The sequence below is a fragment of the Fibrobacter sp. genome (assembly GCA_024398965.1).
Classification (GTDB): domain Bacteria; phylum Fibrobacterota; class Fibrobacteria; order Fibrobacterales; family Fibrobacteraceae; genus Fibrobacter.
In genome coordinates, this window is sequence record JAKSIF010000053.1 from 1 (window position 1) to 14,102 (window position 14,102).

A 14,102-nucleotide genomic window follows, 5' to 3' on the forward strand; every position below is an offset into this window, starting at 1 on the left:
TTAGTGAGAGCCCAGATCGGGAGTCGGACCCGAGACCTCTTCCTTACCAAGGAAGTGCTCTACCACTGAGCTACCTGGGCTTAAGTCCTCCTAGAGAAACTCAGTCTCCAGGAGGATGCGTGGGTAGGAGTGGTTTCGAACCACTGTAGGCGTAAGCCAACGGATTTACAGTCCGTCCCCTTTAACCACTCGGGCACCTACCCATTATGTTCAAGCCAAAGATAGGAATCGAACCTACGACCGGCTGATTACAAATCAGCTGCTCTACCAGCTGAGCTACTTTGGCATTCTTACACTCAACGAGTGAATGTTAGAGTGTGCCAAATTTAATAAGAGTTACGATATCTTGTCAACGGAATTTCTGTTTTTTTCTAAAAAAAATCAAAAAAAATCAAAATTTATGTACACATTATAGGTTAAACAATGTGAATAGATTGTTGATAGTGTATTTTTGCCCTGAAAAATCAAAAGTTAGCCTCTGACAAAGAGTTACGTCCATTTCCCCACCCCATAAAGAAAAAATTGAAAAGAACTTTATGTCAGATTGTTTTTTTAGAATGTTTTTTATATTAGAGTCATGGGGTTATTGAAATTTTCTTCGCTAGCGTTAGCTTTACCACTCGTCCTCTCGGCATGTTCCATCGATGAAGACGAACCGTTGTTCTGTCTTACCGTTCCCGATCCTCTGAGCAGCTTCCAGAAAAACATCGGTTCCTACGACCTTGGGGATTCTCTCACCTTTGTGCATTCAAATGGTTATGAATTCCAAATGGCCGTAGTGCAAGACGACGTGCATTACCGGGCAGGCTACCAAGACTACCCAAACGAACGTTCCATCCCCTGCAATTCAGACGTTGAACGTACGGGAGCCGTTCGCCTTCGCGATGTCACTATAGAATCGGACTACCCGATGTTTTCTGTCCATCTGTCTATGAACGGTGATAACGACACCCCCCAAAACATCAAGGCCAGTTTCGGCAAATACCACTTTATTCTTGATAGCAGCGACTTCAAGGAAAAGAACTATCCTTTTGAAGAATCCACTCCTATAGAGTCCATGACCATCAACGGAAAAGAATACAAGAACGTTGCCGTCGTCAAAGCCCTGGAGTCTTCCTCCACCAAGATTTACTACACCGTCAAAAAAGGATTCATCAAGATTGAATTCGATGACGGAACCTACATCACCCGAAAAGAATAGGAAGACGAACAACATGAAAAAACTTTTTGCTCTTTTAGTCTGTTCGCTCTTGTTCGCCTGTTCTTCAGATACCGATGACTATCGCTACTGCACGCCGGAAATCAGGGAGTTTACGTCTGTAGAAACCTTCGGTGATGCCAAAATCTACATGGCCGATTCTCTGAAAATGGCAGATATCATCGATCAGTCCTTTTCGTATGCCGGAAACGTCGGTGACGATTCTAGCAAGGAACTCCATTTCAGCGCTCATAGCCACATCTTTTCAATAGACTTTTCACTTGATCTCTGGCCTACTACATACGGAGGGGCCATCTCTGTCCACTGCCGCCCTACCAACAACGCCTACTATAGTCATACCGACAACATTATCCGTTTTGACGACCCAAAATTTCCAATCGAAAAGGACGGTTATGTCCTTTCGCTCAATGACTCCGTAAAAGTAGGAAACGCTACGTATCATAACGTCCTGATCTTTGACGCTTCGAAGAAAGACACTAACGTCTGCAACATAGGAAAGTTCTACTACGCTGCAGAAGAGGGCCTCATCAAGATTGTCGCAAAGAACAAGATGGAATACACCCGCATCAGCGAAAGCGAGTACGAAGCCATAAAGACGGCAAACATCGCCACCCAGGATTCAATCGCCCAGGCGGTTGCCGACTCCATTGCAAACGCCCTGGCGGACTCTATTGCCAAGGCTCAGGCCGACTCCATAATGAAGGCGACGCAGGATTCCCTGGAAAGAGAAAGGATGGACAGCTTATACAAGGCTTTAGAAACCGTCTATGACTCCTTGCCGCCAAACATCAAGGACGCAGCGAACTGCATCAAAGACCTCGGCCTTGGCGCGACCCTTTCCGACATGAAAAAATGCCTTGAATAGGTCGGACTTAAGCAGGGCTTATTTTAAACGCAGCTTGTAGAAATCCGCGCCGCAACGAACAATGTACAATCCATAGCTCGGAGCTTGCAGAACAGCTTTTTGGTCATTTACCCTAGTTCGGTCAATAACATTGCCTTGCAAATCAAGCAAGATTGCATCTGCACTTGTTGCACCAGTAATTTCAACAGTCCGATTGCTGACGCGCAAGTTCAAAGGATTGCTCTTTACAATAGGCAGTACATTTGCCTTTTCGCTGCTAGAGAAAGACATTGCGCTAGAACTACTATCTTCTTTAGAAGATGAACTGCCTTTATCTTCGCTGGAACTAGATGATTCTGCACTAGAACTGGATTCAACGCTGGAACTAGACAATTCATCGATGTTACTGCTAGACGATTTGGGAATTGAATCAAATATGGCGTATATCGTTGTGTCGGAAATAAGTTCCATGTCGTGGCAATTAACGTTCCATCCAGTGAACTTGCAATCATAAGTATCCATAGAATAAGATGCTGTACTAAGATTAAATTTATCGCAATAATCACGTTCCGGTCTATAAGCGATCCAGTTGTTTGATGATCCGTACATCAATCTATTACCGCATATAGCTGTAAAATCTACTTTGTAAGACCGGGTAGAGGAACTGTATACAGCCTTGTACACCTGGTCATAAACAACTTCCGTGATGGGGTGGTCCCAACCTTTAAATGAGTATCGATAAGTACTTCCCGTGGAGTCTCGGAACAAATCCGCTCCTGTATATTCAGGCAACGTTCCATAGGCAACCTTTTCTTTCTGTAGCACAGTATCATTGTAAGCCAAGAATGTCACCGTGAAGTACACATTCTCCTTGGGCTCCATTACGGCAAAAATGCTTGTATCCGAAGAAAAGACATGCTGACTTGTAATCTTCTGCGTTACGGAACCACTACGGAGTTCCCAACTGGATAATGTGTTCCCCTTGCCGTCGTCAGGAACATTTTCGTTCCAAAATGCATGGCCCAAATAGTTGGTATATACCGTATCAAAAATGTCATTGCCGACATAGCGCACAACTCTATAGGAGGGCTTTTCGCCCTTGTTGGCAATTTCTGGATACCAATCGTAATAAGTCCAAATGCCCTGATTCGCGACAGTACCCATTTTTGTATTCAACTGCCAAGCGAATTTTGCCGAGCGCATCAACGAACTGTCCAGGCCATCTTTAGAATCATATTTTTCGCTTGAATAGGAGGAATCGTAATAATTGAACGCATGAATTTTTGAAGAGTCAACAATAGTATAGAGAGGTTTATAAACGCCATATTTGGCTTGCGTCCTATTAGCAGAGTAAGAGTGAGAAACTGAACCAGAATCTAGCCCCACAAGGCCAGCGGAGTAAATTTTTGCTTTTTTATCAGTCGCCGTCATTCCTAGAGACCATACTGCAGCTCCGCAATTTTCAATAGTTCCAAGAGGCCCTTGAACAGCAGCGATTCCTCCAATGTTTCCTTCCGGAACGATAATTACATAGTCACCCATGGTCATACCATTCGCCCTAGAAATAATACTCAGGTTTTTATCTTTTCTCTGGAAAAATCCACTGTTTTTTATGGTCCCGTTATTGTAGGCGACCACACCCCCAACATTTGGACCATAGCCTGCAGTGCTGTTCCCCATAGAAGCGTTCATTGTTGCGAATGTTATGTGACCAGAATTCCAGGCCGCAATGCCTCCGGAAAACCCTTCATAGTTAAGGACCGGCCCCGCATTGTGAACGTTCTCGATTTTGCCTTCATTCCATCCGGCAATGCCACCTACATAACCGATGTTGGGTAAATAGGTGAGCGCTCCGTTTTCGCCAGTTTCGATCAAGCCCGTATTTTTCCCGGCAACGCCGCCAACGTATCCAATATTGTAAGACAAACTTGATGCTCCAGCATTTTTTACATTCAACTGAGAATTCGTCTTAAAGTTTCGAATCGTACCGTTGTTGACCCCAGCAATGTTTCCAGCGATATAGTTTACGATGTAGACATTTCCCGTTGAAGCGCCGCCCATAATGTTAGAGCTTCCTGAAGGAACCACGGAACCGTCCATGAAGCTTATGTTTTCAATAAGCCCCTCGTTGTAGCCAACAATGCCACCGGCAATGGAGTAGAACATTGCAATGGTATCTGCTTCTGAAACGTTATAGGTGGTATCAGAGCCTTTATAACTTGTGGTAATCAACGCATTTTCAAGACTCAAGTTTTTGACAATTCCGCTAGGACCGACATAGCCGAAAAAGCCATTGACCAGAGAGTCCGCATTGCGTTCGCCGCGCATGGAATGAACTCCACGAATGACATGGTTGTTTCCATCGAAAATTCCCTCAAAAGGAAATTCCTTTGAAAGACCAATCCTGTTCCAATTATTGGTATCGGCGGTTAGGGAATCCCAAAGAACAAGGTCATTTTTGAGGATGCCGTTTATCTTTGTATTTCCTAATGCAACTTCCTTAGAAAACCAGGCTAATTCGGGTGCTGTTTCTATTTCGTAAAAGGAAATCCCGTCGATGTCCGACACTTGGGGTTTCTTTGCGAAGTCGGCCCATTCAGAAGCAAAACTTAATGTAGACAGCAAAAAAAACAATGAATGCAATCATATTGTACCATTTCTGATAAGATCACTCGCGGTAAAGCTAGAAAAAATCTGCTTGGAAATTGCTTGCACGGCATCAAAGCCAGAAAACACTGCCATACAATCATACTTGACAGAGCCTACCATTAGGCCATGTCAAGCCAAGTTGAATTACTGAGTATTCCTATTCCTGCGGCAACCACCTATAAACGCTGTCCGGCCAATCATAAGTCTTCCCGCACTTGTATTCCTGGCTATTAAAGAGGATAGTTTCTTCGAAAATATCCTTACGGCAGGGGCCCTTTTCTTCGTCGATGGGGGTAATTATGTGCCAGCCCACGTATTCGCTGGTAATGGGTTCAACGAGTTCGTCGCAGTAGAATAGAGAATCTTTGAAACCGACGGTTACGCCGTATTTATACTGGTATCTGTCATCGCAGGCTGTGTACATTGCCCAGAAGGTGCTGTTTTTCCAGCCCATTTGATCACGATCGCAGACATAGTCCAGGCCATTGTATTTTTTCCATTCCATGCCGAAACTATGGCAGAATCCCATCGCCCTGTCCAATTCAGTCTCTTCGCGCCACTTGAATTCAACTACATTGTAGTAAATTCGATCGTAATTCATAGCTTCGCGAAAACAACCGTATTTCTTTCCGTTGTAGGTGATGATATCGGTTCTTCCATCTTCGCAGAGGCCGTGTTCAAGTTCAGGGCCAACCACCTCTATCCAGTTCTTCTTCGGAGAGCAGTAGTACGTGTCTCCGAGATACTCCTCGAAAGTCCCCACCTTGGCCGCGGTGCATTCCTCCAACTTGAGCGTCGCCTGCGGAGTACGCCAACCGGTAATCCAGCAGACATACTCTTCGTCGCCAAATTTAAAAATTTCTTTTTTATGCTCGCTTCGGAAAGCATCGTTGCATTTTCCAAAGGCGACTTCCGGAGTGTACTTGGTCCAACCGGTGTCCAGGCATTTGTACGATGTTTTTTTGACGGTGGACTTGATTTCGTTTAGTAATTTCTTGGAGCAGAAACCGAGGGAATCGTCGACGGCTTTGAACTTGATCCACTTTAAATTCCTGCAGCCGTAACTTGTGTTGATGAACTTCTTGGTGGAGCCCTCGTTTTCTTCGGTGCATTCCGCCAGGAATTCCGCCTGGGTGGCCGTGCGCCACTTGGAGTCGCAAATGTAGGGCGTGCCGTCGTAGTCCTTTATGATTCCCCGGATGTCCTTGGTGCAGAATCCCAGCTTTTTGGTGACGTTGTCGATTTGCGTCCAGGTGGGCGGTTCTACACAGGCGTAGCCGGTTCCCTTATAATCCACGATCGTGTTGATTTTGAGTTCGGAGCACTTGCCGTAGTAATCGCTAACGCCTGCGGTGTGCCATCCACTACTGTCGCAGGCGTAAACGCCTATGTCGATGGTGTCGATGTCGTTGTACCTCTTCGGTTCGCAAATGCCCAGTTCCTGTTCTACGGCGGTCATTTTGGTCCAGGCGCCGTTGGAACGGCAGGCGTAGGACACTGAGCCGAAATTAATGACTTTGTTGAGTTTGGTGTCGTCGCAAGCACCCGTGTAGTCTGCAAGTTTAGCCGCGCGCCAACCGGTGGAATCGCAGAAGTACGGGTCGATGCTTTCGCCCTTTTTTACGGTGTCGATGACGCCTAATTTTTTAGGAGTGCAAAGCCCGATGGAATTTTCAAGAGTCGTGAACTTTTCCCAAGTGCTGTCGGTGCGGCAGGCGTACTTCCTATCATGGAATTCCATAACATCATAGTACTTGCTTTCGTTGCAGTCGCCCACGTAATCGACAATTTTCGCAAAGCGCCAGCCCGTAGTGTCGCAGTAGTAATATTCCAGCGAATCCTTCGCGGGAATCGTGTCGATTTTTCCAATGTTTTTTGCGGTGCAAAGCCCAATGGATTTTTCAACTGCGTTGAGTTCACGCCAAGAGGAATCTTTACATATAAACTTCTTGCCATTCAGTTCGCGTACATCGCCGTCGTTTTCATCGGCGCATGCAGCGCCAGCCTCGTTCATTGTGGCGAGCGTCCAGGAGCCGTTGCAGACGTACAGCGAATCTCCGTAGTAATGAAGTTCGCCGCGGTCGCCCCAAGAACAATCGGAGTCGTTCCCCTTAATCCATTTGCCACCTTCGCAAGAGTAGTTCTTGCCCGCACCCGCCACGAAAATATCGCCAAAGTCATCTTCCGTCTCGGCATTGCAAATGGGCAACTGTTTTTCGTTTTCTACAAACGACAATTTTCTGACGCAACGCAGCGAGTAGAAACCGTAAAACTCTGATTCCATCATGCGCGCCTTGCCATCCTTGCCAACGACAAACATGCTGTCGTTGTTTGTCAACAGGTAAGTCCTTTTACCCTTGTCGGAGCAACCTAGCGAATCCTTATCGAAGGTACCGCGCCTGCAGAAACCCGCCATTTGGGGATTGAACCCAAGCCCAGCATCGGTGAGATCGCTCGTGACACGCAGCAGGTACCTGTAATCCGCAGAAGACGGCACTACAAATCCGGTAGGGCACATATTGTTCATTGTATAATCCCTGAACAAGCGACCATCGGTCTTGCAGTTGTTACGGTCGTTGTCGTAGCACATGTCGTAATTCTCGAACGCGGTGGTAGCATCCAACAAGTTTTCCGCAATCCACTCGTAAGGTCCGATTCGAACCGTCTTGTACTCGTGATTGTATGTGGAATCGTAGATTGTGCCGTTGACGATGTTCATCATTCCTAAATCGGATTTGTATTTCACACCCACCAGCGAAGAATCCTTGTAACTGCTTGCAGAAATATCAGCTTCCTTTTTCTGGAAACTGGAACTGCTTTCAGCACTGCTGGAACTCATTCCTGCAGGTTTTCCATCACTGTCGGAACTTTCACTGTCGCAAAAATCGTCTTCGCAGATTTCGTCCGTACCGGAGGGATCCTCGAAATCGCTGTCAGAACCGCTGTCACCGCAAGCCGCCATGAAAAAAGGCACGGCAACGCAAAATGCACAAAAATACCGTTTGAATGAAAAATATTGAAAATTCATAACACCCCGTCAATTTACCGATAGGCACGTTTTATAAATATAACTATTTGAAATTGTAAAGGTTATAGACTCACATCACATCTATTCCACATCATTCCTGTCGATCGCCATCGTAATAGCGGCGTATCTGATCGTGGACATGATTTAGCACGAAAATTTCAAGGCGAAATGAAGTTTTTTTACTACAAACGCGCTGAAAAAGCCCTATATGTATCAGGGTGTAACATATAGAAAAAATGCATGGGAAATGAAGGGTGTTTATGGAATCACGATTGCTGCGGGCGACTGGGAGTCCCTTTATTCTTTTTCTACTATTTGGTCGTAAATAGTACGAGGAAAACTTTATGAAGTTCGGTTTGTTGAAAACGTTTGCATTTGGAAGCGTTATTCCCCTTGCCGTTGTGTTTAATGCTTGCGGCGACTCCAGTTCTTCCGCCCCTAGCAGCAAGGAGCTTCCGGTGGAAGTTTCCACCAAGGATGAGCTGAGGACTTACGCCTGCAACGAAGATGTCAAGGGCGAAATAGTCTACGTATCAGAAGTAGAAACAAACTACGAATGTAACGGCGAAAAATGGTTCCGATCCGAGGACCAGACAAAGCCAAGTTCGTCTTCTGCAAAATCCTCCTCCAGTGGCAAAAGCGAATCCAAGTCCTCATCCTCTGTAAAAAATGACGGCGAATGCGAATGGGATTTCTGCTGGAGCAAGATGTCTGATAAAATCGCCTGCACGCAAGAAATTGCCTGTACTCGAGCATACTATACTCCGTCGGACGACGTATTCCTCTGCGATTATGACGTAGACTTTAGGGAATGGGGCTGGTACATCTACATGGATTTTGAATCCAAGAAAAGAAACTATTGCTACAACCGTTCTGCAGAACCCAAAATTGACAGAAGCGAGTACGATCCCGAAACGAACACCCTCAAGGACCTGCGCGACGACAAAACCTACAAGACATTAACCGTAAATGTTTCAAAAACTTACACCGTTAATAAAACTGAAAAGCTGAAGAAATATACAAGGGTGTGGATGGCCCGCGACCTGTCATACAAGTATGGCAATGCGCAAGATATATATACCATGGCGCAGGCCCTCGATTCAAACAGACTGTTCAAGGAAGTTAACCCGCTGTTCAAGCGAGGCATCTGCCCTAAGGGCTGGCACATTCCTAGCAGTCGTGATTTCTGGGATTTTATGGATACCGTAGGTGATTCAACATTCTACGCCAATGACAAGGGATCCTCGTACTTTGGCAACCACATAGCAATCTTCTTTTACTACGAACCAGACTCTAAATATATGCTAAACCATTTTGCGTACAATCTGGACAAATCACAGACGGTGCAAACTAATTGGATTGGTGGAGAACAAGCCCTCAGATGCATTATGGATTACGATCCAGATGATATCGTAATCGACGAACTGTTCCCCGAAGGAATAAAGGAACCGGGTTATTATGCATCCAACTGCCCCGAAGGTCACAACTGCAAATATGCAACATCTACGGACTACCTGAACCAGAAAGAAGTCTATGGTGAATTTCTTGATGAACGCGATGATCAGGTCTATAAGACCATAAGGATTGGCGAGCAGACATGGATGGCCCAGAACCTGAACTACGCCGACAGCGTGCAAACCCCAATCCTTAAGGGAGCGACCTTGTGCGGCGGCGGAGCATACGACTCAACAACTGCAGGTGATTGTGCAATATACGGACGACGCTACACATGGGATGCGGCAACCAGCGGTTCAGTCCGAGGCATTTGTCCTAGAGGCTGGCACATCCCTAATAAAGACGAATTCTTGACATTGCTTAAACTTATAGATATGTCCACCAGCCAATCGTCAGAGTTCGCAGAATCAAACAATGGCGGGAGTTACCTCAAATCCGAAGGCGGTTGGGGTGAAGTAAGCTATGGAGAAAATTCGTACGGGTTCTCTGTTATTCCCTCGGGATACTACTACTTCGATACTGGCGAACACAATTTTGACGCCCGTTTTTGGAGTTCTACCGAATACAGTTCTACACTGGTTTTTAGCCTGCGAATGGAAGAAACCAACCGAAACGACCCCTATGGTAAAGGAGTCATGCTCGCCACACAACAAAAGAACGCATTTTCTACGGGCAATACGGCAAGCGTTCGCTGCCTCAAGGATTCGGAATAAGTTGACAAAGGTACCGATATGAAAAATCCATTCATCAAAATCATTTCCTATTGCACCTTTGCATGTACAGCCTTGTTTACTGCAGCGGCGCTTTCCTCCTGTGGCGACGACAGTTCCAGCAACAAGGCACCCGAGTTTTTATCCGAAATCGCAGACGAAGATGAAGAACTTGATTCCAGTTCTTCAGGCAGTAACGACGTTACGGACAAGGACAGCACTGAAAAAGACTCAATCCCTCCTAAAAAGGAAGTGGACATTCCTGTAGACAAATACGTGGACTCCACTCTTCTTGGTGAAAAGTTCGATTCCAACATCGGAACCCTTGACATTGTCAAGGGCAGCATCTACGATTCCACCTATGACCGAGAATACAAAACGGTAAAGATCGGCCCTTATGTGTGGATGGCGGAGAATCTGGAATTTGGAAAGGTCGTGACCGATTTCGGTAATTTCATAAAGAACGATAAAGAAATCAATGACCTGTGCTACGGCAACGACGAAAAGAACTGCAAGTCCGGTGGCCGTCTGTTCCGTAACATTGTAAGGGACGCGGTGTGTCCCGAGGGCTTTTATATTCCCTCAATTGCGGATTACAAATACCTGATGAAGGTTTCCAAGGACATTGCGGACCAATCATTCGGATTTGCCCCCCAGATGGCAGGCTTTTGCAAGGGAAACTCAAAAAGCATCGATTCCATAACTTGCGACCAAAAGGATAAATCCGCCTATCTCCTGACCAAGGACAAAGGCGTATTCAACGTGGCGTCCAATGGCGAAGCCAACATCAAGGTTGCCGAATCCAACGGATATTATTCCCTGCGTTGCATGAAACTCACTTCATTCGTGGAAGACGAAAAGAAGTTGCCCATATGCGACGAACAGTCCGTGAACGACCTGGATTATTTCTATGTCGCCGACAAGGGTGTCAACTACATCTGTGATGGAACCCAGTGGATTAAGGACAGAGGCAAGAAATGCACCTGGAGTGACATGGGAGAAAATCGTTACTATAAGGATACCCTATTCGCTTGTAAAAACGGCGTGTGGACCCCAGCGCGAATAGAGGACACTGATTTAAAATGCACTTCGGATATGGCAGGAGATGTATACGATCTGAATGGTATAAGGTATGTATGCAATCGGGAACGATGGGCAGAAATTACCGACATTGAAAAAGCCATTGGTATTTGTTCACCCAAGAATCTCTTTGCCACGGATACGGTTTACGATCGAGGAAGCGCCAGACTTTATGTATGTCGTGAATCAGGATGGATAATCCCCCGCAGTGTAGAAGACTTGGCCGGAAAATGCGATTCTACCAAGCTTTACGAAATCGTTGATTATAAAGAATATCGATACGCCTGTCGAGAATATGGATCTTGGATAACTTTATCAAACGCCGAAAAAGAATATGGAATTTGCCATCCCGGGATTCATGGAAAAATGGATACCACAGAAAATAATTCCGTTGTAGTTTGCGACTCTACAGGCTGGAGAATCGCAACCGCGAAAGATCTCTATGGGGCGTGTGAACCCTCTAGGAACTATGAAGTGGTGGATGTGGGAAGCTATAAATACGCATGCCGAACCACCGGTGAATGGACGTCTTTATCTATCACGGAATCCGCAATAGGTGTATGCAATCCCGAAAAGGAAGGCGTTATCGATACCTCAGTTGAGTATCTCTCGACTAAATATTACATCTGTGATAATGGTGTATGGCGTATTGCCGGGATGGTAGATTACATCGGTGAATGTACTGCTGCAAACAAGGACTCCATTGGGATTTATGGCGTCACCCCGTACCTCTGTGACTCCAGTTGGCGTGCGGCAACACAGGACGAATACCCTTGTACAGAAAATATTGAGGGAGAGGTTAATCGTTTTGGAAGTAAAGACTATGGCTGCGTGAATTTGACATGGAGAGAGCTTACGTCCAAGGAAAAAATCTTCGGTCTGTGTTGGGGCAGGAATCTCGACGAAAAAGCCTCTCAAGGTGATTCCGTATTTTTTTGTAGAACAAATGGTTGGACATATTTTAACCCGGATGTAGACTATGGCAGATTTACCGATTCCCGTGATGGGCAGGTATATGAGACTGTGAATATATGCGGCGAAGCGAAGACAGACTGTCAGACCTGGATGGCTCAGAACCTGAACTACGCCTACAAGGGCGTGAAATACAACTATTTCGGTAGTACTTCCGACTCTAGCAGCTGGTGCATTGATAACGAAATTTCAAACTGCGATAAGTTCGGCCGACTCTATACTTGGGGAACTGTGATGGATAGCGCCGCACAGTTCAGCGAGAATGCGGGAACCAGGTGTGGCAATCGTGGGGCTTGTACGCCCAACAGTCCGCACCGCGGCATTTGCCCCGAGGGCTGGCATGTGCCGACAAAAGAAGAGTTCAGCACCCTGTACAATAACGTTGGAGGAATCACCTATGCTGGTAGATGGTTGAAATCCACCAGTGGCTGGGTGGGTCGTTTCGGTAGCGGTAATGGTAGGGACAAGTACGGTTTTACTTTGATCTTCGTCGGTTACAGAGATGACAAGGAATTCCACGTAGCAGATGTAAGCTCCCGCTTGTGGACCGCTTCAGAGAGCGAAAATGGCAGCTGGGCGTGGAGTTACCACTTTGATATTCAGGTAAGCAAACCTAACGCATCCAATGACAATAAATATTACGGTCAAAGTCTGCGTTGCGTAAAGGACTAATTGCTTTTTTCAAAATCCCCGCGCATAATCGCTTTTAACAGAGTTTTAACATGAACACATTCAAAAAAATCACACTCACCAGCGCGGTCGCTTTTGCGCTGTTCACCTTTAACGCCTGCGGCGATGACTCCAACTCTACCAGCGCATCCGGTGAAAATAGTGCACTGAGTTCCGCTGTTGAGGATGATGAATCATCCTCCAGTATCAACGGTGACTCTTCCTCTTCTGTCATTCCTGGTTCCTCATCAAGTGTCATCCTGAGCGATAGCGAAGGATCTAGCAGTAGCGTCAAGGGCAGCGCCCCAGCCGATGGGGCGTCATCCTCTTCTGTCATTCCCGACCCCGATCGGGAATCTAGCAGTTCCTCGGAAAAATCCAGCAGCAGTAAGGACAACTTCAGTTCGTCGGTTAGTTCGTCTTCGAGTGAAATAACCGACTATGTTGGGTTGCCCTGTGAAGGCATACTTTCAGATGGAAATACGGGAAAAATATATTTGTGCGTGGATGGACGATATGTGCTTTATGTGCCTACGGAAAGTTCCAGTTCTGGGCCCTATGAACCGTTCGACCAAACTCTGCCTTTGGAAAAGTTTAAGGAAGAGCGCTACAAGACATTTACTGACTCGCGCAATGGCCGTATTTATTACTACCTGACAATCATGGGCAAAGATGAAGATGGCATCAAGGATACCATAGACGTTATGGCACAGAACTTGAATATCGCCGATGTCACCTTGAAGGCTAGCGAAAACATGACCGACGACACGAAAATTGAGCGCTATTGCTATAATGACGACACCACCAAGTGCGACCGTTACGGCGGCCTTTACCAGTGGGCGGAGATGATGGGTTTCAATGACAGTTGTAATACTAAGAGTTGCGCCGACCTTATACAGCCAAACCACCAGGGAATTTGTCCAAAAGGCTGGCGTTTGATGACGCGGCATGATTTTGAAGTTGCCCGAAGCAGTACGGAATACGGGGTCCGTGGCTTGCGTTCTGAATATAATTTTACAGGAAACAATGAAAGCGGACTTTCTCTTACCGGGTCGGGCAGGTATTTCTACCAAGAAAGATATGAATATATAGATGATAGCTTCTTTATGTTCTATCCCAAAGAGTTGTATGATGGGACCGTGGTTAGTAGTCAAAATATTTCGCGTGATTCAGACGGGTCTGCGCTTTCTGTGGAGTCCAAACTTAACGCCCTTTCCGTCCGTTGTGTCAAATAAAAATGAATTTCAACAAAGACATCCAAGATGAAAAGCATATCTAAGAAATCTTCCAAGAAGAACTCTCAAAATAATTTCAATATTGAACCCCTTGAACCGCGCATGATGATGGATAGAATTCTTAGCATTAAAAAAAGCCCAAGCCGCGTCTAAAAAATCAGCAAGGAAAATTTGCTCGTGATGACTGCAAAATCGGCATCCATCAACAGCGCAAGATTTGCATAGACACACCGACGGAAGC

At 46.0% G+C, this 14,102-nt stretch carries 7 protein-coding genes and 3 tRNA genes; 5 read left to right on the plus strand and 5 right to left on the minus strand.

Translation table 11 applies throughout. The features are described from left to right. Window positions 1-8 precede the first annotated feature (8 nt). The 3 genes from MJZ26_13000 to MJZ26_13010 all read right to left on the minus strand — a co-directional run bounded on the left by MJZ26_13000 (window position 9) and on the right by MJZ26_13010 (window position 286). Window positions 9-80 (minus strand) — tRNA-Thr (locus tag MJZ26_13000). A gap of 40 nt (window positions 81-120) precedes the next feature. Further along, window positions 121-203 (minus strand) — tRNA-Tyr (locus tag MJZ26_13005). Between the two features lie 10 nt (window positions 204-213). Next, a tRNA-Thr gene (locus MJZ26_13010) sits at window positions 214-286 on the minus strand. Between the two features lie 291 nt (window positions 287-577). Between MJZ26_13010 and MJZ26_13015 the strand changes: the two genes are divergently transcribed. Both MJZ26_13015 and MJZ26_13020 read left to right on the plus strand, forming a co-directional pair. Beyond that, window positions 578-1,201 carry a hypothetical protein gene (locus MJZ26_13015; GenBank protein MCQ2106697.1) on the plus strand — a complete coding sequence of 208 codons (624 nt, stop codon included), beginning with the start codon at window positions 578-580 and terminating at the stop codon, window positions 1,199-1,201. Between the two features lie 13 nt (window positions 1,202-1,214). Beyond that, window positions 1,215-2,084 carry a hypothetical protein gene (locus MJZ26_13020; protein ID MCQ2106698.1) on the plus strand — a complete coding sequence of 290 codons (870 nt, stop codon included), beginning with the start codon at window positions 1,215-1,217 and terminating at the stop codon, window positions 2,082-2,084. 18 nt (window positions 2,085-2,102) lie between these two features. Here MJZ26_13020 and MJZ26_13025 read toward each other — a convergent pair whose 3' ends face one another. Both MJZ26_13025 and MJZ26_13030 read right to left on the minus strand, forming a co-directional pair. Then, on the minus strand, window positions 2,103-4,631 hold the full coding sequence (locus MJZ26_13025; GenBank protein ID MCQ2106699.1) for a hypothetical protein: 2,529 nt from the start codon (window positions 4,629-4,631) through the stop codon (window positions 2,103-2,105). 238 nt (window positions 4,632-4,869) lie between these two features. Next, on the minus strand, window positions 4,870-7,686 hold the full coding sequence (locus MJZ26_13030) for a hypothetical protein (GenBank protein ID MCQ2106700.1): 2,817 nt from the start codon (window positions 7,684-7,686) through the stop codon (window positions 4,870-4,872). 398 nt (window positions 7,687-8,084) lie between these two features. On the opposite strand from MJZ26_13030, the gene MJZ26_13035 reads away from it, so the two are divergent. Genes MJZ26_13035 through MJZ26_13045 form a run of 3 tightly spaced genes read left to right on the plus strand, consistent with a single transcriptional unit; the run spans window position 8,085 to window position 13,861 of the window. Beyond that, a complete protein-coding gene (locus MJZ26_13035) occupies window positions 8,085-9,908 on the plus strand; it encodes a hypothetical protein (protein ID MCQ2106701.1) in 1,824 nt (607 codons plus the stop codon). Window positions 9,909-9,926: 18 nt separating this feature from the next. Next, entirely contained in the window at window positions 9,927-12,629 is a 2,703-nt protein-coding gene (locus MJZ26_13040; GenBank protein ID MCQ2106702.1) for a hypothetical protein, read from the plus strand. A 50-nt stretch (window positions 12,630-12,679) separates the two neighbouring features. Next, complete coding sequence (locus MJZ26_13045) at window positions 12,680-13,861, plus strand: hypothetical protein (protein MCQ2106703.1); 1,182 nt, start codon at window positions 12,680-12,682, stop codon at window positions 13,859-13,861. The last annotated feature ends 241 nt before the right edge of the window (window positions 13,862-14,102 follow it).

Excerpts from the sequence above, each read along its gene's own strand:
- MJZ26_13035 (MCQ2106701.1), top strand. The coding sequence starts at position 8,085 with ATGAAGTTCGGTTTGTTGAAAACGTTTGCATTTGGAAGCGTTATTCCC.
- MJZ26_13045 (MCQ2106703.1), top strand. The coding sequence starts at position 12,680 with ATGAACACATTCAAAAAAATCACACTCACCAGCGCGGTCGCTTTTGCG.
- MJZ26_13040 (MCQ2106702.1), top strand. The coding sequence starts at position 9,927 with ATGAAAAATCCATTCATCAAAATCATTTCCTATTGCACCTTTGCATGT.
- MJZ26_13015 (MCQ2106697.1), top strand. The coding sequence starts at position 578 with ATGGGGTTATTGAAATTTTCTTCGCTAGCGTTAGCTTTACCACTCGTC.
- MJZ26_13020 (MCQ2106698.1), top strand. The coding sequence starts at position 1,215 with ATGAAAAAACTTTTTGCTCTTTTAGTCTGTTCGCTCTTGTTCGCCTGT.